General features: G+C 62.4%; 27 protein-coding genes, 2 tRNA genes and 2 riboswitches. Of the genes, 9 read left to right on the top strand and 20 right to left on the bottom strand.

The features are described from left to right. Positions 1 to 219: 219 nt before the first annotated feature. Positions 220 to 795 carry a glutathione peroxidase gene (locus AC0969_RS18740; RefSeq protein ID WP_479625665.1) on the bottom strand — a complete coding sequence of 192 codons (576 nt, stop codon included), beginning with the start codon at positions 793 to 795 and terminating at the stop codon, positions 220 to 222. 161 nt (positions 796 to 956) lie between these two features. Here AC0969_RS18740 and AC0969_RS18735 point away from each other — a divergent pair, with 161 nt between their 5' ends. The 3 genes from AC0969_RS18735 to AC0969_RS18725 are packed head-to-tail and all read left to right on the top strand — an operon-like array spanning position 957 to position 2,647. Then, positions 957 to 1,328 (top strand): COG4315 family predicted lipoprotein, encoded by a 372-nt coding sequence (locus AC0969_RS18735; protein WP_479625664.1) that lies wholly within the window; start codon positions 957 to 959, stop codon positions 1,326 to 1,328. A gap of 9 nt (positions 1,329 to 1,337) precedes the next feature. Further along, positions 1,338 to 1,844 (top strand): RNA polymerase sigma factor, encoded by a 507-nt coding sequence (locus tag AC0969_RS18730; protein ID WP_479625663.1) that lies wholly within the window; start codon positions 1,338 to 1,340, stop codon positions 1,842 to 1,844. Further along, positions 1,841 to 2,647 carry an anti-sigma factor family protein gene (locus AC0969_RS18725; RefSeq protein ID WP_479625662.1) on the top strand — a complete coding sequence of 269 codons (807 nt, stop codon included), beginning with the start codon at positions 1,841 to 1,843 and terminating at the stop codon, positions 2,645 to 2,647. Before AC0969_RS18730 ends, AC0969_RS18725 begins: the two co-directional genes overlap by 4 nt. 66 nt (positions 2,648 to 2,713) lie before the next feature. On the opposite strand, the gene AC0969_RS18720 is transcribed toward AC0969_RS18725, so the two are convergent. From AC0969_RS18720 to AC0969_RS18685, 8 genes are all read right to left on the bottom strand, one after another. Continuing rightward, positions 2,714 to 3,328: a flavin reductase family protein gene (locus AC0969_RS18720; RefSeq protein WP_479625661.1), complete on the bottom strand. Its 615-nt coding sequence runs from the start codon at positions 3,326 to 3,328 to the stop codon at positions 2,714 to 2,716. Positions 3,329 to 3,382: 54 nt separating this feature from the next. Then, complete coding sequence (locus tag AC0969_RS18715) at positions 3,383 to 3,655, bottom strand: hypothetical protein (RefSeq protein WP_479625660.1); 273 nt, start codon at positions 3,653 to 3,655, stop codon at positions 3,383 to 3,385. Between the two features lie 96 nt (positions 3,656 to 3,751). After that, positions 3,752 to 3,827: transfer RNA gene (locus tag AC0969_RS18710), tRNA-Asn, on the bottom strand. A gap of 79 nt (positions 3,828 to 3,906) precedes the next feature. Further along, positions 3,907 to 3,982 (bottom strand) — tRNA-Asn (locus tag AC0969_RS18705). Positions 3,983 to 4,013: 31 nt separating this feature from the next. Then, entirely contained in the window at positions 4,014 to 4,844 is an 831-nt protein-coding gene (thiE, locus tag AC0969_RS18700; RefSeq protein WP_479625666.1) for a thiamine phosphate synthase, read from the bottom strand. A gap of 36 nt (positions 4,845 to 4,880) precedes the next feature. Next, positions 4,881 to 5,681: a thiazole synthase gene (locus AC0969_RS18695; RefSeq protein WP_479625659.1), complete on the bottom strand. Its 801-nt coding sequence runs from the start codon at positions 5,679 to 5,681 to the stop codon at positions 4,881 to 4,883. A gap of 3 nt (positions 5,682 to 5,684) precedes the next feature. Continuing rightward, positions 5,685 to 5,882 (bottom strand): sulfur carrier protein ThiS, encoded by a 198-nt coding sequence (thiS, locus tag AC0969_RS18690; RefSeq protein WP_479625658.1) that lies wholly within the window; start codon positions 5,880 to 5,882, stop codon positions 5,685 to 5,687. Continuing rightward, positions 5,879 to 6,946, bottom strand: coding sequence for an FAD-dependent oxidoreductase (locus tag AC0969_RS18685; RefSeq protein ID WP_479625657.1), 1,068 nt, complete (start codon positions 6,944 to 6,946; stop codon positions 5,879 to 5,881). The genes thiS and AC0969_RS18685 overlap by 4 nt, the downstream gene beginning before the upstream one ends. Before the next feature lie 38 nt (positions 6,947 to 6,984). After that, positions 6,985 to 7,092, bottom strand: a riboswitch (TPP riboswitch). Positions 7,093 to 7,134: 42 nt separating this feature from the next. On the opposite strand from AC0969_RS18685, the gene thiD reads away from it, so the two are divergent. Further along, positions 7,135 to 7,977, top strand: coding sequence for a bifunctional hydroxymethylpyrimidine kinase/phosphomethylpyrimidine kinase (gene thiD / locus AC0969_RS18680; protein WP_479625656.1), 843 nt, complete (start codon positions 7,135 to 7,137; stop codon positions 7,975 to 7,977). A gap of 56 nt (positions 7,978 to 8,033) precedes the next feature. Here the strand turns inward: thiD and AC0969_RS18675 are convergent, their stop codons facing one another. Further along, positions 8,034 to 9,317, bottom strand: a complete 1,284-nt coding sequence (locus AC0969_RS18675; protein ID WP_479625655.1) for a purine-cytosine permease family protein — start codon at positions 9,315 to 9,317, stop codon at positions 8,034 to 8,036. Between the two features lie 72 nt (positions 9,318 to 9,389). Further along, a riboswitch (TPP riboswitch) is annotated at positions 9,390 to 9,491 on the bottom strand. A gap of 218 nt (positions 9,492 to 9,709) precedes the next feature. Here AC0969_RS18675 and AC0969_RS18670 point away from each other — a divergent pair. After that, entirely contained in the window at positions 9,710 to 10,201 is a 492-nt protein-coding gene (locus AC0969_RS18670) for an ABC transporter ATP-binding protein (protein WP_479625654.1), read from the top strand. A gap of 75 nt (positions 10,202 to 10,276) precedes the next feature. Beyond that, positions 10,277 to 10,864 (top strand): hypothetical protein, encoded by a 588-nt coding sequence (locus AC0969_RS18665; RefSeq protein ID WP_479625653.1) that lies wholly within the window; start codon positions 10,277 to 10,279, stop codon positions 10,862 to 10,864. 15 nt (positions 10,865 to 10,879) lie between these two features. Here the strand turns inward: AC0969_RS18665 and AC0969_RS18660 are convergent, their stop codons facing one another. The 10 genes from AC0969_RS18660 to AC0969_RS18615 all read right to left on the bottom strand — a co-directional run bounded on the left by AC0969_RS18660 (position 10,880) and on the right by AC0969_RS18615 (position 20,654). Continuing rightward, entirely contained in the window at positions 10,880 to 11,896 is a 1,017-nt protein-coding gene (locus tag AC0969_RS18660; protein WP_479625652.1) for an NAD(P)/FAD-dependent oxidoreductase, read from the bottom strand. After that, positions 11,897 to 12,226, bottom strand: a complete 330-nt coding sequence (gene fdxA / locus AC0969_RS18655) for a ferredoxin FdxA (protein WP_479625651.1) — start codon at positions 12,224 to 12,226, stop codon at positions 11,897 to 11,899. A 43-nt stretch (positions 12,227 to 12,269) separates the two neighbouring features. Continuing rightward, positions 12,270 to 13,583 (bottom strand): sulfate adenylyltransferase subunit 1, encoded by a 1,314-nt coding sequence (locus tag AC0969_RS18650; protein ID WP_479625650.1) that lies wholly within the window; start codon positions 13,581 to 13,583, stop codon positions 12,270 to 12,272. Beyond that, positions 13,583 to 14,527, bottom strand: coding sequence for a sulfate adenylyltransferase subunit CysD (gene cysD / locus AC0969_RS18645; protein WP_479625649.1), 945 nt, complete (start codon positions 14,525 to 14,527; stop codon positions 13,583 to 13,585). The genes AC0969_RS18650 and cysD overlap by 1 nt, the downstream gene beginning before the upstream one ends. A gap of 15 nt (positions 14,528 to 14,542) precedes the next feature. Further along, complete coding sequence (locus tag AC0969_RS18640) at positions 14,543 to 15,166, bottom strand: phosphoadenosine phosphosulfate reductase domain-containing protein (RefSeq protein WP_479625648.1); 624 nt, start codon at positions 15,164 to 15,166, stop codon at positions 14,543 to 14,545. Positions 15,167 to 15,185: 19 nt separating this feature from the next. After that, entirely contained in the window at positions 15,186 to 15,614 is a 429-nt protein-coding gene (locus AC0969_RS18635; protein ID WP_479625647.1) for a DUF934 domain-containing protein, read from the bottom strand. A gap of 10 nt (positions 15,615 to 15,624) precedes the next feature. Continuing rightward, complete coding sequence (locus AC0969_RS18630; RefSeq protein ID WP_479625646.1) at positions 15,625 to 17,403, bottom strand: nitrite/sulfite reductase; 1,779 nt, start codon at positions 17,401 to 17,403, stop codon at positions 15,625 to 15,627. 27 nt (positions 17,404 to 17,430) lie between these two features. After that, positions 17,431 to 18,222 (bottom strand): sulfite exporter TauE/SafE family protein, encoded by a 792-nt coding sequence (locus AC0969_RS18625; RefSeq protein WP_479625645.1) that lies wholly within the window; start codon positions 18,220 to 18,222, stop codon positions 17,431 to 17,433. Positions 18,223 to 18,307: 85 nt separating this feature from the next. Beyond that, on the bottom strand, positions 18,308 to 19,057 hold the full coding sequence (locus AC0969_RS18620) for a PEP-CTERM/exosortase system-associated acyltransferase (protein ID WP_479625644.1): 750 nt from the start codon (positions 19,055 to 19,057) through the stop codon (positions 18,308 to 18,310). A 91-nt stretch (positions 19,058 to 19,148) separates the two neighbouring features. Beyond that, positions 19,149 to 20,654 carry a Ppx/GppA phosphatase family protein gene (locus tag AC0969_RS18615; protein ID WP_479625643.1) on the bottom strand — a complete coding sequence of 502 codons (1,506 nt, stop codon included), beginning with the start codon at positions 20,652 to 20,654 and terminating at the stop codon, positions 19,149 to 19,151. Between the two features lie 169 nt (positions 20,655 to 20,823). On the opposite strand from AC0969_RS18615, the gene pstS reads away from it, so the two are divergent. The 3 genes from pstS to pstA all read left to right on the top strand — a co-directional run bounded on the left by pstS (position 20,824) and on the right by pstA (position 23,967). Then, positions 20,824 to 21,867 (top strand): phosphate ABC transporter substrate-binding protein PstS, encoded by a 1,044-nt coding sequence (gene pstS / locus AC0969_RS18610; protein WP_479625642.1) that lies wholly within the window; start codon positions 20,824 to 20,826, stop codon positions 21,865 to 21,867. Between the two features lie 250 nt (positions 21,868 to 22,117). Then, entirely contained in the window at positions 22,118 to 23,083 is a 966-nt protein-coding gene (pstC, locus tag AC0969_RS18605; RefSeq protein WP_479625641.1) for a phosphate ABC transporter permease subunit PstC, read from the top strand. Beyond that, positions 23,080 to 23,967, top strand: a complete 888-nt coding sequence (gene pstA, locus AC0969_RS18600) for a phosphate ABC transporter permease PstA (RefSeq protein WP_479625640.1) — start codon at positions 23,080 to 23,082, stop codon at positions 23,965 to 23,967. Before pstC ends, pstA begins: the two co-directional genes overlap by 4 nt. Positions 23,968 to 23,970 lie beyond the last annotated feature (3 nt).

The following is a 23,970-nucleotide window of genomic DNA, read 5'->3' as shown; positions in this document are numbered from 1 at the left end:
CACAACCGACCACTTCATCGCTATGGCCTTCTTGATTGCTGGCAAGCTTTCTCACTTACCGCCCAATCCGCTTCAAAAAGCAAGGATTCGTCCATGATCTGAGTGGGGGTAGTGGTGCGCCACCCGAAACGGAAGAGAGCCATTAAATGGGCATCTAGCGCATGTTTCATATGCGCTAGATGCTTCTGTTTTTGATGTAAAAAATAATAGCAAATCTAGTCAGGGCTTCTGGGCCAGCGCCTTGTCAATCGCCGCCAGCAGCTGGGCGCTGTCGGGCCCGGTCATGGCGCTGTAGCTGTCTACCACCTGGCCTTTGCGGTCGATCAGGTATTTGTAGAAGTTCCAGCGCGGCTCCTGCCCCGTGGCCTTGACCAGCTGGGCGTAGAAGGCATTTTTGCCCGCACCCGACACGACCGATTTGCCCAGCATCGGGAACTTCACGCCATATGTGTTGAAGCAAAAGTCGGCAATTTCCTTGGAGGTTTTGGCCTCTTGCGCGAAGTCGTTGGACGGAAAACCCAGCACCACCAGGCCCTTGTCTTTGTGCTTGGCGTACAGCGCCTCCAGCCCTTCAAATTGCCCCGCAAAGCCGCAGTAGCTGGCGGTGTTGACCACCAGCACCACACGGCCTGTGTACTGGCACAGGTTCTGCGGCGCCTCGTCTTGCAGGCGTGGGAACTGGTGTTGCAGGATGGCTGGGCAGGCAGCGACGGGCATGGATGGCGCGGCTTGGGCGAAGGCTGGCAGGCTGCTGGTAGCCAAGGCCAGGGCCAATGCGGTCAGGGTAGGGTGCATGGACTGCTCCGGTTGTGGATGTATTGGAACTTTAGCGGGTCTGCATCTTGGCTGGCATGTGTGCGCGGGGCGATATTTTTTTACGCTTGGGGGAATAAACCGCCCACACTCTGCGTCTACCCGTATGTAGGCGCTTTTGCCTGCCCCCAGGAGTCCACACCATGTTTTCACGCTCTTTTGCCGCCGCCCTCGTACTCGGTTGTGCCACGCTGGCTGCCATTGCCGCCGATACCCCAGCCAAAATGGCCGGTGGCGTGCTGGTCGGCGCCAACAGCATGACGCTGTACACCTTTGACAAAGACATGGCCGACAGCGGCAAAAGCGTGTGTAACGGCCCCTGCGCCACCGCCTGGCCGCCGCTGATGGCGACTGCTACCGACCAGGCTATGGGCGGCTACAGCCTCGTTACCCGCGACGATGGCGGCAAACAGTGGGCCTACAAGGGCAAGCCGCTGTACTTCTTCCAGGGCGACAAAACCGCTGCCGACCGTACCGGCGATAACTTCAAGGATGTCTGGCACGTGGTGAAGTAATCAAAGCAGATGCCCCAGGACGACCTGCAACTCCTCAGCGCCGTGCCGCGCCTGCGCCGCTATGCGCGGGCCCTGGTGCGCAACCGCGAGGATGCCGACGACTTGGTGCAAGACACCTTGGAGCGCGCCTGGGCCAAGTCCAGCCTGTGGCGCGGCGTGGCCGACATGCGCGCCTGGCTGTTCGGCATCATGCACAACCTGCACGCCGACGGCCTGCGCCGCCCCCAACTGGCCACCGTGGCGATGGACGATGCCACCCCCGAGATTCCCGTGGCGCCCACCCACAGCGACCGCCTGGAGGTGCTGGACCTGCAAGCCGCCCTGGCCTTATTGCCGCCCGAGCAGAAAGAAATTCTGCTGCTGGTGGCGCTGGAAGACATGGCCTATGCCGACATTGCCAGCACGCTGGGCATCCCCATCGGCACCGTGATGTCGCGCCTGTCGCGTGGCCGCGAGCGCCTGCGCGCCCTGGTGGAAGGCCGCGCCGAGCCGGTGCACCTGAAAGTTGTTCCATGAGCCCCATCCACCCCACCATCACCGAAGCCGATCTGCACGCCTACATCGACGGCCAGCTCGCCCCCGAGCGCCAGGCCGACATGCAGGCCTACCTGGCCCAGCACCCCGAGGCCGCCCAGCGCGCCCAAGCCTATCGCGCCCAAACCCAGGGCCTGCGCGCCCTGTTTGCCCCGGTGCTGCTGGAAACCCTGCCGCCGCGCCTGGTGCAGGCGGCGCTGCCCCAAAGGCCCTGGTATGGCCAGCACCTGGCAGCCGGTGTGGCGATTGCCGTGGTCAGTGCCGCATCGGCCTGGTTTGTGCGCGGCAGCGTGGACCAGAACTTGGCCTTGGCGCAGATGACCCAGGCGGCCCCTGGGCTGACGGGTTTTGCCCAGCGCGCCGCCGTGGCGCACGTGGTCTACAGCCCCGAGGTGCGGCACCCGGTGGAGGTGGGCGCCGACCAAGAGCCGCACCTGGTGGCCTGGTTGTCCAAACGCCTGGGTGCGGCGGTCAAAGTGCCCCGTTTGCAGCCGCTGGGTTTTGAGCTGATGGGCGGGCGCCTGCTGCCCGGCGACAGCGGGCCGGTGGCGCAGTTCATGTATGCCGATGCCACGGGCCAGCGCCTCACCTTGTACGTCACCCACGAAGCCCCCCAGCGGGCCCCGCAGCCCGAAACCGCCTTCCGGTTTGGCCAGTACGACAAGGTCAACGTCTTCTACTGGGTGGATGCAGGTTTTGGCTACGCCTTGTCGGGCAGCATCGACAAAGCGGCGCTGACACGGGTGGCCCAAGAGGTGTACCGGCAGATTGCGCCAGCAGGTTGACGCTATTTATTTGATAGCATATTGCGCAGGTTCTATATGCGCTATCGGCTTATTTTGCTTAAATTTTCAGCGCGGCCGGTGCATCTGAAACAACTGCTCAGGCCCGATATGGAAGTAATCTGCGGGCCCGCCGCCGCGCAGAATGTGCCCGGCGTTGGCCGTGTCGTACACGCCATTTTTCAACAGCGCGGTGTCGATGTGCACCGCCACCACCTCGCCTAGCACCAGCCAGGTGGGCACGCTGTCACCGCTGGCGGCAAGCAGCTGCACGATCTGTGTGCAGCGGCACTCGAAGGCCACCGGGCTTTCCAGCACACGCGGCACGGACACGAGTTGCGACGCCACCGGGGTCAGCCCGGCCAGCCCGAATTCGCTGACCTCGGGCGGCACGGCGGCGCAGGTTTGGTTCATGGCCTCGGCCAGCGTGCGGGTGGCCAGGTTCCAGACAAATTCGCCGGTCTCCTCGATGTTGCGCAGCGTGTCTTTGGCGCCCACGCTGGCAAAGCCGATGATGGGCGGCGTGTAGTTGAAGGCGTTGAAAAAGCTGTACGGGGCCAGGTTCAGCGCCCCGGCGGCGCTGCGCGAGGCGATCCAGCCAATCGGGCGCGGCCCGATGATGGCGTTGAACGGATCGTGCGGCAGGCCGTGGCCGTTGCGGGGTTCGTAGGAATGGATGGGCATGGGCCGAAGATACCAGCCCGGTGCAAACCGCCGTGCCCTACAAAAATGACCTGTTTAGGCCGCTGGGCCTGCGCCGTTCACCAGCACTTCTTCAAACTCGGCGAGTTCTTGCGCAATCGCCGCGTATTTTTTGGACTTGGCTTTGTTCTCGGCCCATTCGAGCGTGGCCGCTTCCAGGTCTGCCTTGTAGTGGGCGAGTGCGTCTTGCTTGCGCTGCTGGGTAGCGGTTTTTTCCGGACTGGACCACAGGTCGATCAGCTCGGTCAAGCCGTCATCAAAGTCGTCGAAGCTGGCAAGAGGGATCCATTGGCCGCTGGTGTCAAACATGTTTTTTCTTTCGGTAATTGCATTTACTGCGGGGGGCGGTTGGGCATAAAAAAAGCACTTAACCTGAACGGGTAAGTGCTTGATTTGTTTTTGTTTTGGCTCCTCGACCTGGGCTCGAACCAGGGACCTACGGATTAACAGTCCGGCGCTCTACCAACTGAGCTATCGAGGAATACATATTTCAACGGGAACTACTGAAATAAAAAGGGCCTACGGTTGGCGTAAGCCCAAAAATTCAGTTTTTCAAATTTTGGCTCCTCGACCTGGGCTCGAACCAGGGACCTACGGATTAACAGTCCGGCGCTCTACCAACTGAGCTATCGAGGAATATTGCAGCCTCAAATTATAGCGTGGGTTTTTACGCTTTCTGCACGGGTGTCAAAAACTTCTGGATGCGGGCACCCAGGTCCGCAGCGGTTTGCTCGGGGTGGGGGGTAGCGGTAAGCGCCCGCACCACGGCGATGGAGCCGACACCGCTGGCCAGCACCTCGGGCAGGCGATCGGTGTCAATGCCGCCGATCGCCACCAGCGGGTAGTCGCGTAGCAGGCGGGCATAGGCGGCCAGCCGGGCCGTGCCTTGGGGGGCAGTGGCCATGCGCTTCAGGGTGGTGGGAAACACCGCACCCAGCGCGATGTAGCTGGGGCTGACGCGGTCGGCGCGCAGCATCTCGGCGTAGCCGTGGGTGCTGACCCCCAGGCGCAGGCCCGCGATGCGGATGGCATCCAAATCAACGGTTTGCAGCAGGTCCAGGTCTTCCTGGCCCAGGTGTACGCCGTAGGCGCTGGCCTGTATGGCTGCCTGCCAGTGGTCGTTGATGAACAGCAGGGCGGGCGTGTCCTGCACGGCGGCCACGGCGGCGGTAACTTCGCGCTGGATGGCCTCGGGGTCTTCCGATTTGAAGCGCAACTGCACCGTGGGTACACCGGCGCGGGCCATGCGGCCGACCCAGGCGGCATTGGGCAGCACGGCGTACAGGCCGAGTTGCTGCGGGCAGGGCGCAAAGGCATCCCGGCGCGGCCAGGGGCGCAGGCCGAAATCTTGCGGGCTGTCGGGCCAGTCGCTGGCGTTGCCGGTGCGCGTGATTTGGGCCTGCCAGGCCTGGGCGATGCAGGCGGCATCGGTGGGGATGAAGCCGAGTTGCAGGCAGGCGCTGAGGCGCAGTGCTTCGTCGGTGGCAGGCAGGGCCATGTCGGCAAAGCGGGTGGTGATGTCGTGGGGCATGTTTTATTCCTGCGCGTGGTGCCAAAACGGTGTGCCGAGCACCGGGGTGCTGGGCTGGGCGGCCTGCTGCTCCAGCATCGCGCCGCCTAAAAACGCATTGCGTCCTGCCTGCACGGCATCGGCAAAGGCCCCGGCCATCCGCACCGGGTCTTGCGCCAGGGCGACGGCCGTGTTCAGCAGCACTGCGTCATAGCCCCATTCCATCACCTGGCAGGCGTGCGAGGGGCGGCCCAGCCCGGCATCGACCAGCAGCGGCACGCTCAGGCGCTCGCGCAGCACTTGCATGGCGTAGGGGTTGATAGGCCCCTTGCCGGTGCCGATGGGTGCGGCCCAGGGCATGACGGCCTGGCAGCCCACATCGACCAGGCGCTGGCACAGCACCAGGTCCTCGGTGCAATAAGGCAGCACCTTGAAGCCGTCCTGGATCAGGCGGCTGGCGGCCTCAACCAAGTTCAGCGTGTCGGGTTGCAGGGTGTAGTCGTCGCCGATCAGCTCCAGCTTGATCCACGGGGTGTCGAACACTTCGCGGGCCATGTGGGCGGTGGTGATGGCTTCTTGCAGGCCGTGGCAACCAGCGGTGTTGGGTAGCACCGGCACGCCGGTCTGGCGCAGCAAATCCCAGAAACCATTGGTCGCCGCATCGGCCTGGCCCAGGTTCTGGCGGCGCAGCGACGCGGTCAGCATGGCGGGCTGGGCGCGGGCGATGGCGCTGCCCAGGATGCTAGGAGAAGGATAGCGCGAGGTGCCCAGCAGCAGGCGGCTGGCGAAGCTTTCGCCGTAAAGGATGAGGGGATCAGGTGTCATATTTCAGCCGCCGGTGACGGGGTGGATGATTTCGATGCGGTCGGCATCCTGGAGGGCGGTCTGTGGGTACAGCGCGCGCGGCACAAAGGCCTTGTTGACGGCAGCGGCAAACGGCGGCTTGGCTTGCAGCAGCGCCACCGCGTCGGCCAGGGTGGCACCGACGGGCAGGATGTGGGGGAGGTTGTTGATCAGTACGTTCATGCAGTTTCTATAGCAAGACCCCATTGCGTGGCAAGCGCTGAATGCCCTTTTTCTATGAGTTCCAGTACCGCGTCCAGCATGGCCGGGGCGATCAGAAAGCCGTGCCGGTACAGGCCGTTGATGTGCAGCACGCGGGCGCTGGCTTGGCGGATGGCGGGCAGGTTGTTGGGCAGGGTGGGGCGGCACTGGGTGTTGGATTCCAGGATGCGCGCCTCGCCAAAACCGCTGTGTACGCTGTAGGCGGCACTCAGCAGCTCCAGGCTGGAGCGCACGCTCATGGGGGACATATCGTCCGACTCGATCTCGGTGGCGCCCACCACGAACACCTTGTTTTCTTTGGGCGCGATGTACAGCGGATAGCGCGGATGCACCAGCCGCACCGGGCGGCGCAGATCTACCCCCGGCGCGTGCAGGCGCAGCACCTCGCCGCGCACCGCGCGCAGGCCCGGCCATTGGCTGCGTGCACCGAGTCCCCGGCAGTCGAAAACCCAGTCCGCCTGGCAATCCTGCGGTTCGCGCGGGCTGTGCCAGTGCAGACCGACCTGGTGTTTTTGCAATTGCAGCAGCAGCGCGGCCAGCAGTTGGCGGTTGTCCAACTGGCCCTCGCCCGGCAGGTACAGGCCCTGGGCAAAGCGGCTGCCGATGCCGGGCTCCAGCGCAGCGATGGCGGCGGCATCCAGCGCCTGCGGGGCGGGCAGACTGGGCAACTGCTGGCGGGTGGCGCTCAACTGGTGGCCAAAGCGCGTGGCCTCGGCTGCGTCTTGCCGGTGCCACAGAATCAATGTGCCGTTTTGCTGGAAGAACACCGGCGCGTCGAGCTGCGCGATCAGCTCCGGCCAGCGCCGCAGCCCGTGCTGGCCCATTTGCACCACGCTGGCCTCTGTAATGGCCGACTCGGCCAGCGGGGCCAGCATGGCGGCGGCCACCCGGGCGGCTGCGCCCTCGGCCTCGGGCCCAGCGGCTTCAAATACCTGTACCGTGTGGCCCGCGCGTGCCAATGCCAGGGCCAACAAGCGGCCCATCAGGCCTGCGCCGAGGATGGTGGTGGTCAGAGGTGTTGCCAAGGGATCGTCCGTAGGGTGTGCTGGACGAAACGAGGCGTAGTCGTTGGTTGGAAACTTCCCACGCCAGCATGATCTGGATCGGGTATGAGGGTTTTTCTCAGCCCAGCCACCGCACATGCAATAGCCAGACACCCCTGTTTCATCCGTAACCGTGAATTACATCACACTCGCTCGCCGATAATTTCGGCATGACTGACCAAGCACCTTCCCCGCGCTACCTGCGCCTGCTCTCCATCGCCGGGTCCGACAGCGGCGGCGGCGCAGGCATCCAGGCCGATTTGAAAACATTCAGCGCCCTGGGTTGCTACGGCATGACGGCCCTGGCTGCGCTGACCGCACAAAACACCCGGGGCGTGACCGCCATCCACCCCGTGCCTCCGGCCTTCCTGAAGGCCCAGCTGGAGGCCGTGCTGGACGATATCGGTGCCGACGCCGTGAAGATCGGCATGCTGCATTCGCCCGAGATGGTCGAGGTGGTGGCCTGGGCAATTGACCACTACCAGCTCACCAAAGTGGTGCTCGACCCGGTGATGGTGGCCACCAGTGGCGACCGGCTGATGGCCCAAGAGACGGTGCAGGTGCTGGTGGAACAACTCTTCCCCCGCGCCACCGTGGTCACGCCCAATCTGGACGAAGCCACCCTGCTGCTGGGCCGCAGCGTGGAGGACGCGGCTGCTTTGCCCCCTGCTGTGGCCGACTTGTTGGCGCTGGGCGCACCGGCCGTGCTGGTCAAGGGCGGGCATCTGCCGGGCAGCGCGGTGGTGGATGTGCTGGGCCTGCATGGTGGCCCGCTGCACTGGTGGGAAAGCCGCCGCATCACCACCCACAACGGCCACGGCACCGGCTGCACGCTGTCGTCGGCCATCGCCGTGTACCTGGCGCAGGGCCACGCCCTGCCCGAGGCGGTGGGGCTGGCGCGAACCTACATTTTGGGAGCCATCACCGGCGGTGCCCAGGTGCATACCGGGCGCGGCCAGGGGCCGTTGAACCACGGTTTTGCGCCTGTGGCTATGCAGGTGTTGGCTGGCTAAATTTATAAGAAATAGGCCGCTAGCGCATATTTAATATGCGTTAGTAGCTATTTATTTTATAGCGAGTAAGTGGTGCGCAGCGGGCGGCTTAGCCAGGCGGCCGTGAACACCAAAGCCAGCGTGGGCAGGGCCGCGCCGAACTGGGGGGCCAAGGTGGCCAGCAGGTGGTAGACGGCGATGCCGGCCAGCCACAGGCCAGCGGCCAGCGGCTCGACCCGGCGCTGCGAATGGGCCTTGGCGTGGCTGCCCAGGCGGCCCAAAATCACCCCGAACAGCGGCACAAACACCGAGCTCAGCAGCAGCAAAAACGGCTCCAGGCTGTGGATCGGCAGCACCAGCGCCAGCCCGGTGCAGACCACGGCCAGCAGCAGGCCCCAGCGGCGGATGCTCCACTGCGGGCGCAGGCTGTGGGCTGACACCGCACCCGAATACACGTCGCCATAGGCGTTGTCCACCTCGTCCAGCAAGATCAACCCCAGCGCCAGCAGGCCGCCCTGGGCCAGCAGCAAGGCGGTGACCAGATCCGTGCCCGGTGCGGCCACGGTGACCACCACCACGCCCAGTGCATAGCACCAGATATTGGCCAGCGCGTAGCCCAGCCAGGTGCCGGTCATGGCCGATGTGCGGTTGCGGCCGTGGCGGGCATAGTCGGCCACCAGCGGCAGCCACGACACCGGCATGGCGATCACCAGGTCCATCGCCGACAGCATGCCCATGCTGCCGTTGCCGGGGCGCTGCCAGAAGGCCTGTGCATCACCGGCCAGCAGTTGCTGGGCGAATTGCCAACTCAGCCACAGCAGCGACAGCACCACCAGCGGCAGGCCATAACGGCCAATGAACTTGCGCACCAGGGTCAGCATCGAGCCCGCCATCAGGGCCGTGAGCACCGCGCCCCAGAGCAGGGTGGTCAGCAGCACGCCGCTGGGGCTGGCCAGGTCCAGGCCAAAGTTCTGCTTGGCCATAGCGGCGGTGCCGTCACGCATGATGACCAGCTCAAAGGTGGTCCAGCCCACCAGTTGCACGATGTTCAGCAGCACCGGCAGCCGGGCAAAGCCACTGCCAAAGGTGGCGTGCATCAGTCCGGCGCTGGACAGGCCACTGTCGCAGGCGATGCGCGCCACCCAGCCCAGCAGGCCCGCACCCAGCACAGACCCCAGCACGATGGCCAGCAGCGCCTGTTGCGTGCCCACGGCGGGCACCAGATAAGCGCCGATCTGCATCACCAGCAGGCCCACGCCCAGGCTGAACCACAGGGCGGCGTGCGATGCCCCGCTAAATACCCGGCTGGCGTCCGGGATCGGGCTCAGGGCTTGGTTGTGTAGATGGGATGAATTTGCCATTGATTTGCTCCATGCAAAGTTGTGGCAGGGTGGCTTGAACCGAACGGACATACATGGCCCGAGAGAGGGCCGCCGTTGAAGAACTTGCTTCCCTGCGCGAGGATTACCTCAATCAGGTTCAAAGGGACTTTCTCAGTCGCAGCCTCTACAGCGGCAACACCCCTAGCGGAACCCCGCATGGTTGCGGAGTGGTCGGATTGTAGTTCAGGCTGGCTTACAAAAATATACAAAATAGGGCTTTAGCGCATATTCTGTATGCGCTTTAAGCTATTAAAGTGGTAGCGTTACAATGCCTGCCAGCCAAGCTTATGGTACTTGCATTCCCGTGACCCAAGGGTGCAGCCGCGTAGCTCTTAGCCACTTTTAATGTCTCAGATTCTATGGATCCCTTTTTGAAATTTCGCCCCCTGGCCGCTTGCGCGCTGCTGGGGCTGGCCTGCAGCGTGTCGGCCCAGACCGCCACCGAGCCGCCACCCGTGCCTTACCTCTGGCGCATCGAGGTGAGCCCCTACACCTTCCATTACAGCTACAACGTCGAGCACCGCCCGGTGCATCTGGCCGGGTTGGAGCGTGAAGCGCCCGACCATACTTTTTACGGTGTGGCGTTGTTCAGCAACTCGTTTGGACAAGACAGCGGTTACCTGTACCTGGGCAAGAGCTACTACAACGTGTTCGATAGCCTGCCCCAGGTGTATTTAAAGTGGTCGGCCGGCATTTTGTATGGCTACAAAGCACCGTTTGAAAACAAGGTGCCGCTGAACTACAAAGGCTTCTCGCCAGGGTTTGTGCCTGCGGTGGGCTGGCGCTTTGGCTCGGGCTGGAATGCCCAGATCGACATGCTGGGCGCTGCCGGGCTGACCTATTCGCTGGTCAAAGAGTTTTAAGCCCTTCGACGGGGCCCGCTGGCAAAAACGCCGTAGCGACGCACAATGTAAGCATCTACACCCAGGTGCGCCACTATGTCTGCTGTCGCTGTTCGCCGTGTTGTGCTGGTTTATCCGCGTTGCTGTGTGGCGCTGGCTGCGCTGTGTGGCACCGGGTGGGTGCAGGCCCAAGACGTGGCCCCGCAGTGGGAATGGGCCAGCCAGAGCACTCCGCTTTTACAGCCAGCGGATGGACGCATGGAGAGCCGCATCAGCCTGACGGGATGGTCTGGCCTGGCCCCCGAGGCCGGGATTGGCTGGGGTTTGGCCCTGCCTTTGCCTCTGGATGCACCCCGTGGGGGGTGGGTGCGCGATGCGGGTAATGCCGCTGCGGGCCTGAACCTGGGCCTGCATTGGCGCTCGGCCGACGAAGGCCGGGGTCGGGTGCGTATCGGAGTGTGGCAGGACCTGCGCACCGGGTTCGCGCCGCAGGGCCTTGCCAGCCAAACCAACAACCCCTTGCGCTACAGCACCCGGCTGGAAATGCAGTTCAGCGCCGCCAGTGCGCGCGGCCTCCAGTTTGAGCTGGGCGGTGCTTTGGGCCTACAGATCAACCCCAATGAACGGGTGGTGCTGCGCCTGAGCAAAGGCCGGACGATGGTCTATTACCGAGTCAAGTTTTAAGAACGTGAACGCGTTCTAAACCCCTAGCAGCTGGTGCAGCCGGGATGAGGTGGTGGTGTACTGGAACGGGATTTTCTTGCCCGGAAACACCAGCGGTGCCGCCGCATACGCCGCCAGCGTGGCCTCGTGGAAGCCGCAGACGATGAGCTTTTGCTTGCCCGGGTAGGTGTTGATGTCGCCCACCGCAAAGATGCCGGGCATGCTGGTTTCAAACCGGGCCGTGTCCACCTGCAACTGCTTGCGCTCCATTGCCAAACCCCAGTCTGCCACCGGGCCGAGCTTGGGCGACAGGCCCAGGAAGACGCTGAGGGCATCTACCGGCAGGTGCTGCACGGCGGCCTCCACATCGGTGACTTCTAGGTGCGTCATGCGGCCATCTGCCGCGTTAAATCCGGTGATTTGCCCGACATGGAAGCGCATGCGCCCGGCATCGACCAGCATTTGCATCTCCACCAAGTCGGCCATCGGTGCTTGCAGCACGTCACGGCGGTGCAGCAGGGTGACGCTTTTGGCATTTGATTCGGCCAATGCGATTGCGCAGTGCAGTGCGGCCTCGTCGCCGCCGTTAACCACCACATCCAGCCCTGCCACATTGGCGGGGGCTGCGTGGTAGCGCAGTTGGCCACCTTCAAAAATTTCGATGCCGTCCAGCTTCAAGCGCCGGGGCTGGAACGCGCCGACACCGGCGGCGATGATGACCACCGGGGCCAAAAGCTGTGTGCCTTGGTCGGTGGACACCAGAAAGCGGCCATCGGCCTGTTTTTCTATCTGGCTGACCTGCTGGCCCAGGTGAAATTGCGCGTTGAACGGCTGGATTTGCTGCAACAACGATGCCGACAGTTCCCGCCCCGTGGTGGCAGGTGTGCCTGGAATGTCGTAGATGGGTTTGTCGGGGTACAGCTCCATGCACTGGCCGCCCACGTGGGGCAGCGCGTCGATGGCATGGGTGGGAACTTCCAGCAGGCCGAGCTGGAATATTTGAAACAGCCCAACCGGGCCCGCGCCAATGACGACGGCCCCGGTGGCTATCAATTAACGCTCCAGCAGCTGGATTTTGGGCATCACGTCTTTCCAGTCGTCGGCATCGGCCAGGGCTGGTTTGCGTTTGGTGATGCTCTTCCAGCCTTCGGCGCGGGCCAGTTCGACGTTGAGCTTGATGAAGGCCAACTGGTCGGCGGGCATGTCTTCTTCGGCATAGATGGCGTTGGCCGGGCACTCGGGGATGCAGACCGCGCAGTCGATGCATTCATCGGGGTCGATGACCAGCATGTTCGGGCCTTCGCGGAAGCAGTCCACGGGGCACACGTCCACACAGTCGGTGTATTTGCATTTGATGCAGGCTTCGGAGACGACGTGGGTCATAGTATTTGTTTCATAAACGCGGGGTAACCCGCGATTTTAAGGTTTAGCGGACGAGGACGGCGGCCGAGGTTTTGTGCGATGCCGTATCGACCAGCACCAGCGCGCCCAGTGAGCGTGATTGTGTGTAGGGCCGGGTGGCAATCGCCTCTTGCAGCACCAGCTCGACGTGGCCGATGGCGTTGGGGGGCAGCTCGGTGGCATCTTCCTCGGCCAGGGTGTTGATGTCCAGCTTGTGCACGATGCGCTGGACCTTGGCCTTGACCCAGCGGTGGCCGTGCAGCGCCCAGTAGACGCGGCCTGCAACTAGCGGCTCGTCGTCCATCCAGGCCACGGTAGCGGATATTTCGCGGCTGGCTTCAAACTGGCCGGGTGCCAACAGCCAGTCGCCACGCGATACATCGACTTCGCGGTCCAGCGTGATGCCGGCGCTGTTGCCAGCCAACACGCTTTTCGGGTTGCGGGCGTGGTCCAGCACCTGGGCCACAGTAGCTGTTTGGCCGCTGGGCAGGATGCGGATTTCTTGGCCCACTTCGACCTTACCGGTGGCGACGCGGCCCCAGAACACGCGGCGGCCCTGGCTGGTGTCGCTACTGGCAGAGAACTTTTCGACCCACTGCACCGGGAAGGCAAAGGGCTGGTCACCCTCGGCGGGCGTGCTGGGCAGTTGCTCCAAAATTTGCAGCAAGGTCGGGCCGGTGTAGCCGCACCAGTCAGGGGTGTCGGCGTGGCCCGCTTCCACCACGTTCCAGCCTTTGAGGGCGGACACGGGCACGATGGCTTTAACCGGAATTTCGGCAGCGGCGGCAAAGGCGTTCAGCGCGGCGCTGATGTGGGCAAATGCCAGGGCCGAGTCGGACACCGCGTCCAGCTTGTTGATGGCAAACACGATGCTGGGCACGCGCAGCAGGTGGCATAGCAGCGAGTGGCGGCGGGTTTGCGGCAGCAGTTCCAGGGCCGGGTTCTTCCAGTCCAGCTTGGTGGCATCGACCAGCACCACGGCGGCATCGGCGCTGCTGGCGGCGGTGACCATGTTGCGGGTGTACTGCTCGTGGCCGGGCGCGTCACCGATGATGAACTTGCGGCTCTCGGTGTTGAAGTAGCGGTAGGCCACGTCGATGGTGATGCCTTGCTCGCGCTCGGCGCTCAGGCCGTCGGTCAACAGGGCCAAGTCGGTTTCGCCTTGGCGCTGCACGCCCGCGAGGTGGTCTTGCAGCACGGCCTTGGTGTCCACCAGCAGGCGGCCAATCAGGGTGCTCTTGCCGTCATCCACGCTACCGCAGGTGATGAATTTTAAGGCGGAAAGGGCTGTAGCGCAGGTGGTATCTGCGGAAGTAGCTATAGAAGTAGTAGCATTCATTAGAAGTATCCGTCTTTCTTGCGCTTCTCCATCGAAGCCTCTGATGTCTTGTCGTCCATGCGGGTCGCGCCGCGTTCGCTCACGTCGGCGGCCAGGGTTTCGATCACGATGTCGGCGGCGGTGGCGGCCAGGCTCTCCACCGGGCAGGTGCAGGTGATGTCGCCCACGGTGCGGAAGCGCACGTCGCGCATCTCGGCGGTTTCACCGGCCTTGAGCGGGGTGAGGTCGGTTACCGGCACCAGCAGGCCCTTGCGCTCCACCACTTCGCGTTTGTGCGTGTAGTACAGAGACGGCAGGGCGATTTGCTCGCGTTCGATGTACTGCCACACGTCCAGCTCGGTCCAGTTGCTGATGGGGAACACGCGGAAGTGCTCGCCGGGCTGCAGGCGGGTGTTGAACAGGGTCCACAGCTCGGGGCGCTGGGCCTTGGGCTGCCACTGGCCGAAGCTGTCGCGGTGCGAAAAGATGCGTTCCTTGGCGCGGGCCTTTTCTTCGTCGCGGCGGGCGCCGCCGATGAGTGCGTCAAAGCGGAATTCGTCGATGGCCTCTAACAGGGTGACCGACTGGTGCACGTTACGGCTTTCGCCGGGATGCGCCAGACGCACGGTGCCGCGCTTCATGGAGTCTTCGACGTTGCGCACGATGAGTTCGGCACCCAGTTCTTTGGCGCGGAAGTCGCGGAAGTCGGTGACTTCATGGAAGTTGTGGCCGGTGTCGATCATCAGCAGCGGGTAGGGAATGCCGCCGCTGCCGGTGGATACGTTCTTCGCACCAAAGGCTTTTTCGGCGCATTTCAGCAGCACCAGCGAGTCTTTGCCGCCCGAAAACAGCAGGGTGGGGCGTTCAAACACGGCGGCCACTTCGCGCAGGATGAAGATGGTTTCTTCCTCCAGCGCGTCGAGGTGGGTGTTGCTCAGATGGTGTGGGGTAGCTTGGGGTTTCATGTCGGGGGTCAGGTTTCAGTGGGCAAGGTGCAGGCCGCACTCGCGGTTGTCATCGCCCTTGGTGGGGTCCACGTAGTCGAAGTTGTTGGGCAGGTTGTGGGTTTCACAGTAGGCGTAGAGCTCTTTGGACGACCAGTGCAGCAGGGGGGCGACCTTGATCAGGCCGTCGGGGTTGATGCTCACCGGGTCCATCTGGGCGCGCACGGCGGTGTCGGTGGCGCGCAGGGCGGTGAACCAGACCTTGGGTGCCGTCTCGCGCAGGGCGCGGGCAAAGGGCTCCAGCTTCACTTCTTCGGTGAAGGCGGCGTGGCGTGGGTCGTCCAGCGCGGGCGTGGGGCCGTCCACGGCTTCGCGGTGCGCACGCGAGCGGCGTGGCAGGTAGATGTGCAGATTCAGCTTGAGCCGCTGGGTGACTTCATCAACAAAGCGGTAGGTGGCCTCGGTGTTGAGGCCGTTGTCCATCCAGACCACGGGCACGCCAGGGTTCACACTGGTGACCATGTGCAGGATGACCGCCTCGAAGGGGCGGAAGTTGGTGGTGACGATGGCGGACTGGTTTAAGGCCAGGGCCCATTCCACCAGTGCGGGGGCGTTGCGACCGAGGTCGGCGTTGATCTGTGCGAGATTGAGGGTACTCATGGTGTCTTGCTACTTGTTATCAATATGAGTCTTGGCGGGCCAGCTCTGCGCCGTAGGCTGCGGAGTGCTCGGTTTCGGCAAAGTGCGGTTCTACATGGACGGCATCGCCTTGGTAGAAGCCTTCAAAGCGGTCGAACTGGCGCTGGGCGGCGCTGGCATCCACGCCTTCGCGCAGCACGGCAACGTCAAAACCGCTGCGCTGCATCTGCACCAGCTGGTCGATCAGCACGTCGCCGGTGGCCCGGATTTCGCCGGTAAAACCCAGGCGGCGGCGCAGCAGAAAGGCCTGGCTGTAGGCGCGGCCATCGGTGAACTTGGGGAAGTGCAGGTCGATGCGGGCAACACCTGCCAGGTCCAGTGCGCGCGGGTCGGCATCGTTGGCCAAAGAAATTTGGTCTTTTTGGCCTTCTGCGCAGGCGGTATGTGCGGTAGCAGCTATTATTTTCATAGTATTACTTTCAGGCTTCGGCTGCTGCACGGGGGGCACGGGCGGTGCTGGTGCGGGCGGCGTTGGCGGCCAGCTTGAACGGGTCTTGGCCCACGCGGCGCAGGGTGTCGATGAAGGTTTCACCGGTGTTGCGACTGCTGCGGTAGGTGTCGAGCACGGCTTCAATCACTTCGGGCACCTCGGCCGCGCTGAACGACGGGCCCACCACCTTGCCGGCCACGGCGGGGCCAGACAGGTTGGAGCCGTCCGATCCCGCCAGCGTGATCTGGTACCACTCTTGGCCGTCTTTGTCCACGCCCAGAATGCCGATGTGGGCACTGTGGTGGTGGCCGCAGGAGTTGATGCAGCCGCTCATGTGGACGTCGATCTCGCCCAGGTCGAACAGTTCGTCCATGTCTTGGTAGCGCTGGCTGATGGCCTCCGATATGGGCAGCGAGCGGGCGTTGGCCAGCGCGCAGAAATCGCCACCGGGGCAGACGATCATGTCGGTCAGCAGGCGGATGTTGGCGCGGGCCAGGCCGAGGGCGCGCGCTTCGGCATAGACGGCGGGCAATTCATCGGCACGCACCCAGGGCAGCACCAGGTTCTGGTCGTGGGTGACGCGGGTTTCACCGGCGCTGAAGGTGTCGGCCAGGGCGGCGGCGGCATCCAGCTGGGCACCGGTAGCGTCGCCCGGCGAGTAGCCCAGGCGTTTGAACGATAGGGTGACGGCGCGCAGCAGCGGGTTTTGGTGCGCGGCCACGTTTTGTTGCAGCCAGCGGGTGTATTCCTTGTCATCCACCGGCGCGGCCACCGGGTTAACCACGGCGGGCAGTGCGCCCACGCGGCTGGCCGGGGGCACAAAGCAGGCGGTAACGCGGTCCAGCTCGGTCTGGGCAATGGTGTGCGGCGCGCCGTCTACCGCCAGGATTTGCTGGTACTCGGCTTCCACCTCGTCGATATAGCGCTGGCCTTCGGCCTTGACCAAAATCTTGATGCGCGCCTTGTAGATGTTGTCGCGGCGGCCCCAGCGGTTGTAGACGCGGACCACGGCTTCCAGGTAGTTGAGGATCTGGCTCCAGGGCAGGAAGTCACGGATTACCGTGCCCACCACCGGGGTGCGGCCCATGCCGCCGCCCACCATTACCCGCAGGCCGACTTCACCGGCTTCGTTTTTCAACACATGCAGGCCCACGTCATGCCAGGCGGTGGCGGCGCGGTCGTCGGTGGCGCCAACGATGGCGATCTTGAACTTGCGCGGCAAAAACGCGAACTCGGGGTGCAGCGTGCTCCACTGGCGGATGATTTCGGCCAGCGGGCGGGGGTCGGCGATTTCATCTTCGGCGATACCGGCGCGCTCGTCGCTGGTGGTGTTGCGGATGCAGTTGCCGCTGGTCTGGATGCCGTGCAGGTGCACGCTGGCCAGCAGGTCCATCACGTCGGCACTCTTGTCCAGCGGAATCCAGTTGAACTGCACGTTCTGGCGGGTGGTGAAGTGGGCGCAGGCGCTGGGCAGGCTGGTCAGGTCGCTTAAGCCCGGGTTGGCCTTGGTGAGGTCGTGCGCGTCTTTTTTGTCATAGTCGCGGGCGATGGTGGCCAGCACGCGCAGCTGGGCGCTGTTGAGTTCGCCGTAGGGCACGGCCACGCGCAGCATGGGGGCAAAACGCTGCACGTACCAGCCGTTTTGCAGGCGCAGCGGGCGGAACTCGTCTTCGGCCAGGGTGCCGCCTTGCCAGCGTTCTAGCTGGTCGCGGAATTGGGCGGCGCGCAGTTGAACGAACTGCTTGTCAAATTCGGTGTATTGGTACATTTTTGTGTCTATCGTGGAGAGCGAATTTTAAAGGGCGAGCAATTTGGTGCCGGCGTAGGCCAACAGCAGCGACAGCAGGCCCCGGATCACGCGGTCGGGGGTTTTCAGCATCAGGTGTGAGCCCAGCCAAATGCCGGGCAGCGAACCCACCAGCAGCTTGGCCAGCAGCGGCCAATCCACCGAGCCCAGCCCGGCGTGGCCCAGGCCTGCCACCAGGGTCAGCGGCACGGCGTAGGCAATGTCGGCGGCCACGATACGTTGCAGCGGCAGCAGCGGGTAGAGCAGCATCAGCACCGTGACACCGATCGCGCCCGCACCCACCGAGGTTAGCGTGACCAGCGTGCCGATGAAGGCCCCAAACAGCAGCGGCAGGCTCCAGTGGCGTGGGCGCTCGGCGGCGGCCATGCTCTCGGCGCTGATGCTGCGGGGCGCCGATTTGCCCCGGATGCTTTTGTACAGCGTGGCGGCAGCGGTGAGCAGCAAGGCTACGCCCAAGGTGGTGGTCATGGCTTTTTGTACCTGCGCGTCGGCCGGGCCCAGGGTGTGCAGTACCCACAGGGTGAGCAGCGAGGCCGGAATGCTACCTGCGCACAGTGTGGTGACGATGCGCCAGTTGACCATACGCGAACGGGCCATCTTGACGGTGCCGCCCAGCTTGGTAAAGCAGGCAAATAGCAGGTCGGTGCCGATGGCCAGATGCGGCTTCATGCCAAAGAAGAAGATCAGGATGGGGGTCATCAGCGAACCGCCGCCCACCCCGGTTAATCCCACTACGAAGCCGACGAAGAACCCGGCAAAAACAAAGGCTAAATCTTGCATAGGGCGCGACTATAAAAGCAGGCCCTCACAACCCCAACTATTTGTTTGTTCTACCTATATGCTGTTTTGCGTATGAAGCGGGGATTTAAACCGCCGTTCGGTAGCCTTCGTCCAATTGTTCTTTGACGGTATCCCAGATGGGGCGCACAAGCTTGCGCAGGGAGTCGCCCAGGCCGGGCACGCGCAGCATGGAGGGTACGCGTTGCCCACGGTGCTCCACTGGGCCGCCAATGGGGATGATGTCTACGCCGAGTTTGCCAAAGTGTTCGGCCAAGCGGGGTTCGGTGAGGGTGAACAGCGTTTCAATGCCCAGCCGTTCCGCCATGAGGACGGTGGCAAAGTACAGGCTGACCGGGATGTAGGGAAAGCGGGGTTGTTTGTTGTCGCCGAAATCTTGGTCGGAGAGTGTGGATTCTTGTTGTTGCTCGCCTTTGCGGCGGCGGAACTCGCCCATGACGGCCAGCCGCGACACCTCGCCGATACGGCTGCGGTCAATTTTGGAGAGGTCAATGATGCTGCGGTCCAGGGTGTGTTTGCAGGTGTTTTCAAACGGCAGCAGGGCATCGAGATCTTGCGGGTTGGTGCGGACCACCCGTGCACAGCCCACCAGGTGCGCTGGGATATGGGTCGATCGGACCATGCAATGCACGGCCTGGGCGTCGTATTTGTCGGTCTCGCGCTGGTCGGGGCGCACGGGCTCAAATCCTAGTTCGCGGGCATAGACATCGTGGCGGATGAAAAAAACCTCTTCGATGCTGGCGGCATCCAATGCGGGAAACATCTTGAAGTATTGTTTGTAGCTATCGCCGAGGTTGATGCGTGGGTTCGCTGCCATGGGTGTGCCTTTAAATTGCCTCAAATGCTGTGCTGCATGCGCTTTACATGTGTCGAACATGTTAACGAATGGTAAAACTTTTTTAGGGCAATCAAGTCTCCAGTAAAGCCACGGTGTAGGGTGTTTTTTGCCACGCCAGTACCTCTTCGCGCAGCAGGTGGGCGGACTGGGGATATTGCTGGGCCCATCCTGGGCGGAGCTTGAGGGTGAACCGGGTGGGCACACCCATGTCCATGCCGAGTTCCAGCCCGGTGGTGTCCGGCGCGCGGCGGGCGTGGCACAGCAGGGTGGCGAGCCGCAAGGCCAGCAGTTGCTGCGTGAAGGTGGTGTCGCCAAAGTCCAATTCCAGTTTGCGCAACTTGCCTCGGTGGCCCTGTACCAGCTGGCTCAGTCGGTGCAATTCCAGCAGTGCGAAACCCGGTGTGTCGGCATGTTCCAGGATGTAAGCACCGTGCTTGTGGTGGTCTTGGTGCGCAATTTGACAGCCAATCTCGTGCAGTTGCCCAGCCCAGTTGAGCTTGCGCTGCTGGCGTGCGACTTCGGCTGCGGCCACACCCTGACCGGTTTGCAGCTGGGCGTACAGCGTGCAGGCGAGTTGGGATACGCGTTGGGCCTGGTCGTTGTCTACGCCAAAGCGGTTGGCCATGTGCTGCACCGAGACGGCCCGCAGGTCGGTATCTTCTTGGCCGCGTGCCACCAGGTCGTACAGCACACCGTGGCGCAATGCGCCGTCGGCCGCGTGCATTTCGTCGATGCCCAGCAGGTCAAATATGGCGCGCAGCACGCTGATGCCGCCGCCAATGACCAGCTTGCGGTCATCTTTCATGCCGTCAATGCGCAGTTTTTCAACGCTCTGGGCTTTGAGCAAACGGTCGCTGATCCAGTCCAGGCCTTCGCGGTTGATGAGGTTCAGCGGCCAGCCTGCGGCGTGCAGGATGTCGGCGATGGCCCCCACTGTGCCGGACGAGCCGTAGGCCACATCCCAGGTGTTGCGGCTGTAGGCATTCAGGGCTTCGTCCAGGACGGCTTGGGCGGCAATTTCGGCAATTCGGAATGCATCGCGGGTGAATTGTCCTTGGGGAAAATATTTCATCGACCAGGCGACACTGCCCACCCGAAATGACTCCATCACGCGGGCTTCATAGCCCTGACCCAGGATCATTTCGGTGGAGCGCCCACCAATATCGACCACCAGCCGCCGCTCGTCCGACTGCGGCAGCAGGCGTGCCACGCCCTGGTAGATCAACCGGGCTTCTTCGCGGCCGGGAATCACGTCGATCGGGAAGCCCAGTATGGCGTGTGCTTTGGTCAGAAATTCGTCGCGGTTGCGGGCTTCGCGCAGGGTTTGGGTGGCGACGGCGCGTACTTGGTGGCGCTCGAACCCGGCCAGTCGTTCGCCAAAGCGGGCTAGGCAATCCCAGCCGCGCTGCATGGCCTCCAGGCTAAGGTTGCGGTTTTCGTCCAGTCCGTTGCCCTGGCGGACGGTTTCTTTGAGGTATTCGGTACGCTGGATGTGCCCGTGGTCGAGCCGGCCAATTTCCAGGCGAAAGCTATTGGAGCCCAGGTCCAGGGCGGCGAGAAGAGTTCCGTTTTGCATGGTGTAGCCGCTTTTTTTGTGGGCGCAGCATAGCACCCATGATGCGGCGCTGAACCGGTTATTTTTGTCACATTTTTGTCACATAATCTTCTTAAAGTAGCGCCATCGCAATGGTTGGGCTAAACGCCAAACCATACGTCCTGTTTCCACTTACCCAAAGGGTTTTCTGATGCAAGTCCGTTTCAAAATCGCCATGACCAGCCTTGCTGGTGTGGCCGCCTTGTCTTTTGCTGGTGTGGCCAGTGCCCAAGAAATTACCGGTGCAGGCGCAACCTTTCCGGCACCCGTGTATTCGAAATGGGCGGCTGAATACAACAAGGCCACCGGTGTCAAGATCAACTACCAATCGGTGGGTTCTGGCGCTGGTATCAAGCAAATCGACTCCAAAACGGTGGATTTCGGTGCCTCTGACATGCCGCAAACCGACGAAGTGCTGAAGAGCAAGGGCCAGATGCAGTTTCCATCGGTCATTGGTGGCACGGTGCCCGTGGTCAACATCAAGGGCATCGCGCCCGGCCAATTGAAGCTGACCGGCCAGGTGCTGGGCGACATTTTCTTGGGCAAGATCACCAAGTGGAACGATGCTGCCCTGCTGGCATTGAACCCAGGCGTGCCGCTGCCTGACGCAGCTATTTCCCCCGTGCGCCGTGCCGATGGTTCGGGCACCACGTTTAACTTCACCAACTATCTGAGCCGCGTCCATCCCGAGTGGAAAGAAAAAGTGGGCGAGGGCACAGCCGTGAACTGGCCTGTGGGTGCCGGTGGTAAGGGCAATGAAGGTGTGGCCGCGTTTGTGAGTCGTCTGCCCAATTCGATTGGCTATGTCGAATACGCCTACGTCAAGCAAAACAAAATGACCTACGCGCTGTTGAAGAACCGTGATGGTGTGTTTGTGAGCCCCAGCGATACCGCATTTGCCGCAGCCGCAGCCGGTGCGGATTGGAACAAGTCGTTTTACCAGCTGATCACGGACCAGCCAGGCAAAGAAGCTTGGCCCATCTCTACCGCTACCTTCATCTTGATGCAACTCAAGCAGGACAAGCCAGCCAACGCGACCGAAGTGTTCAAGTTCTTCAACTGGGCATACAAGAACGGTGCCAAGATTGCCGACGACCTGGACTATGTGCCCCTGCCTGCACCCGTGGTGGCTTCGATCGAGAAGGCCTGGGGTCAAGTGACGGATCTCGCTGGCAAGCCTGTCGCCATCAAGTAATTTGGTACACACCCAGGCTACAACGCAAGCGCTTTTCGCCAACCCCCCTCGTATGGGCTTGTAAAGCCAATACGACATGCGGGGGGCAACACCAGCAGCCCGGTAGAGCGGGTTCTGCTGTGTTTCTGGCGGGTGTGCGTTCTTGTCTAGGCGTGGGTTTTTCACAATCAACCAAGGAGCAAACGTGTCATCTACACTCCCGGCGACCGAGCACCTGTTAAACCCATCTGGTAAGTCTTCCGGACACGCGATGATCACTCCCCCACGCCCCAAGGCAGCCCGTTCCGGGCCCGTTTTTGACCGTATCTTTGCCTGGCTGGCCAAGGGTTCAGCCATCTTTACGCTGGTGATGTTGATTGCCATTTTGGCATCGCTCACCGTTAGCGCATGGCCTGCCATTGACAAATATGGACTGGGCTTTTTGACCAGCACCACCTGGGATCCGGTGAAGGAAGACTTCGGCGGATTGGTGATGATCTACGGTACGGTGATGACCTCGTTCATTGCCTTGCTGATTGCGGTTCCGGTGAGTTTTGGTATTGCGCTGTTCCTGACCGAGCTGTCGCCCGCCTGGCTGAAGCGCCCCCTGGGAACTGCTATTGAATTGCTAGCTGCCGTGCCCTCTATTGTCTACGGTATGTGGGGGTTGTTGGTATTCAGTCCGGTGCTGTCCACCTATGTGCAGCAGCCCTTGCAAGCGGCGTTTGGCGATGTGCCTTACCTGGGGGCCTTGTTTTCTGGTGCCCCTGTGGGCATCGGCATTTTGTCGGCTGGCATTATTCTGGCCATCATGATCATCCCGTTTATCGCGGCGGTGATGCGCGATGTGTTTGAAGTGACCCCCACCTTGTTGAAAGAGTCGGCCTATGGTCTGGGTGCCACCACCTGGGAAGTGGTCTCCAAGGTGGTGCTGCCCTACACCAAGTCGGGTGTAGTGGGCGGCATCATGCTCGGCTTGGGTCGGGCTATTGGTGAAACGATGGCGGTGACTTTTGTGATTGGTAACTTCAACCAACTGGATTCACTCAGCCTGTTTCAGGCTGCCAACAGCATCACCTCCGCCCTTGCCAATGAGTTTGCCGAAGCCGGCGAAGGCCTGCACCAGGGCGCATTGATGTACCTTGGCCTAGTGCTGTTTTTCATTACATTCGTCATCCTTTCCTTGTCCAAACTGCTGTTGTCGCAACTGCGGAAAAACGAAGGAGCCAAATCATGACCACGGGCGAAATGTTGCTCAAAGCTGCGGCGCTGGAACATACCCGCAGCGTCAAATATGCCAAACGCAAGCGCGTCAACAAGCTAGCGCTGGTGCTGGCTCTGGGGGCTATGGCTTTTGGCCTGTTCTGGCTGTTCTGGATTTTGTTTGAAACCATGCGGCTGGGTATCGAAGGTCTTACCATCGCTACCCTGACCCAGATGACCCCGCCACCGAATGACGAAGGTGGTTTGGCCAACGCCATATACGGTTCTTTCCTGATGGTGACGCTGGCGACCTGCATAGGCGCGCCCATCGGCATCATGGCTGGCATCTATTTGGCCGAATACGACACCAGGAGCTGGTTGGCATCGACCACCCGGTTTGTGAACGACATCTTGCTGTCGGCACCTTCTATCGTGATTGGTCTGTTTGTTTATGCGATGGTGGTGTCGCGGTTCAAATCGTTTTCGGGGTGGGCCGGTATCGTGGCCTTGGCGTTGATTGTGATTCCGGTAGTCATCCGCACCACCGAGAACATGCTGCAACTGGTGCCACCGGGCCTGCGGGAAGCCGCTTACGCCTTGGGTGCGCCCAAGTGGAAGGTAATTTTGAGTATCACCCTGAAAGCCGCCCGGGCCGGTGTGATTACCGGAGTGATGCTGGCCGTGGCCCGCATTGCCGGCGAAACCGCACCGCTTCTGTTCACCGCTTTGAGCAACCAGTTCTGGACCTCCAGCCTGAGCCAACCGATGGCCAGCCTGCCCGTGACGATTTTTAAATTTGCGATGAGCCCGTATGAAAACTGGCAAAAGCTAGCTTGGGCTGGGGTCTTTTTGATCACCATGGCCGTGCTGATCTTGAATATTTTGGCCCGCCTGTGGGCTGGCTCCAACAAGAACTAACCT

The sequence above is a fragment of the Rhodoferax sp. LB1P47 genome (genome assembly GCF_056521445.1).
This window is presented reverse-complemented; position numbering and strand designations above follow the sequence as displayed.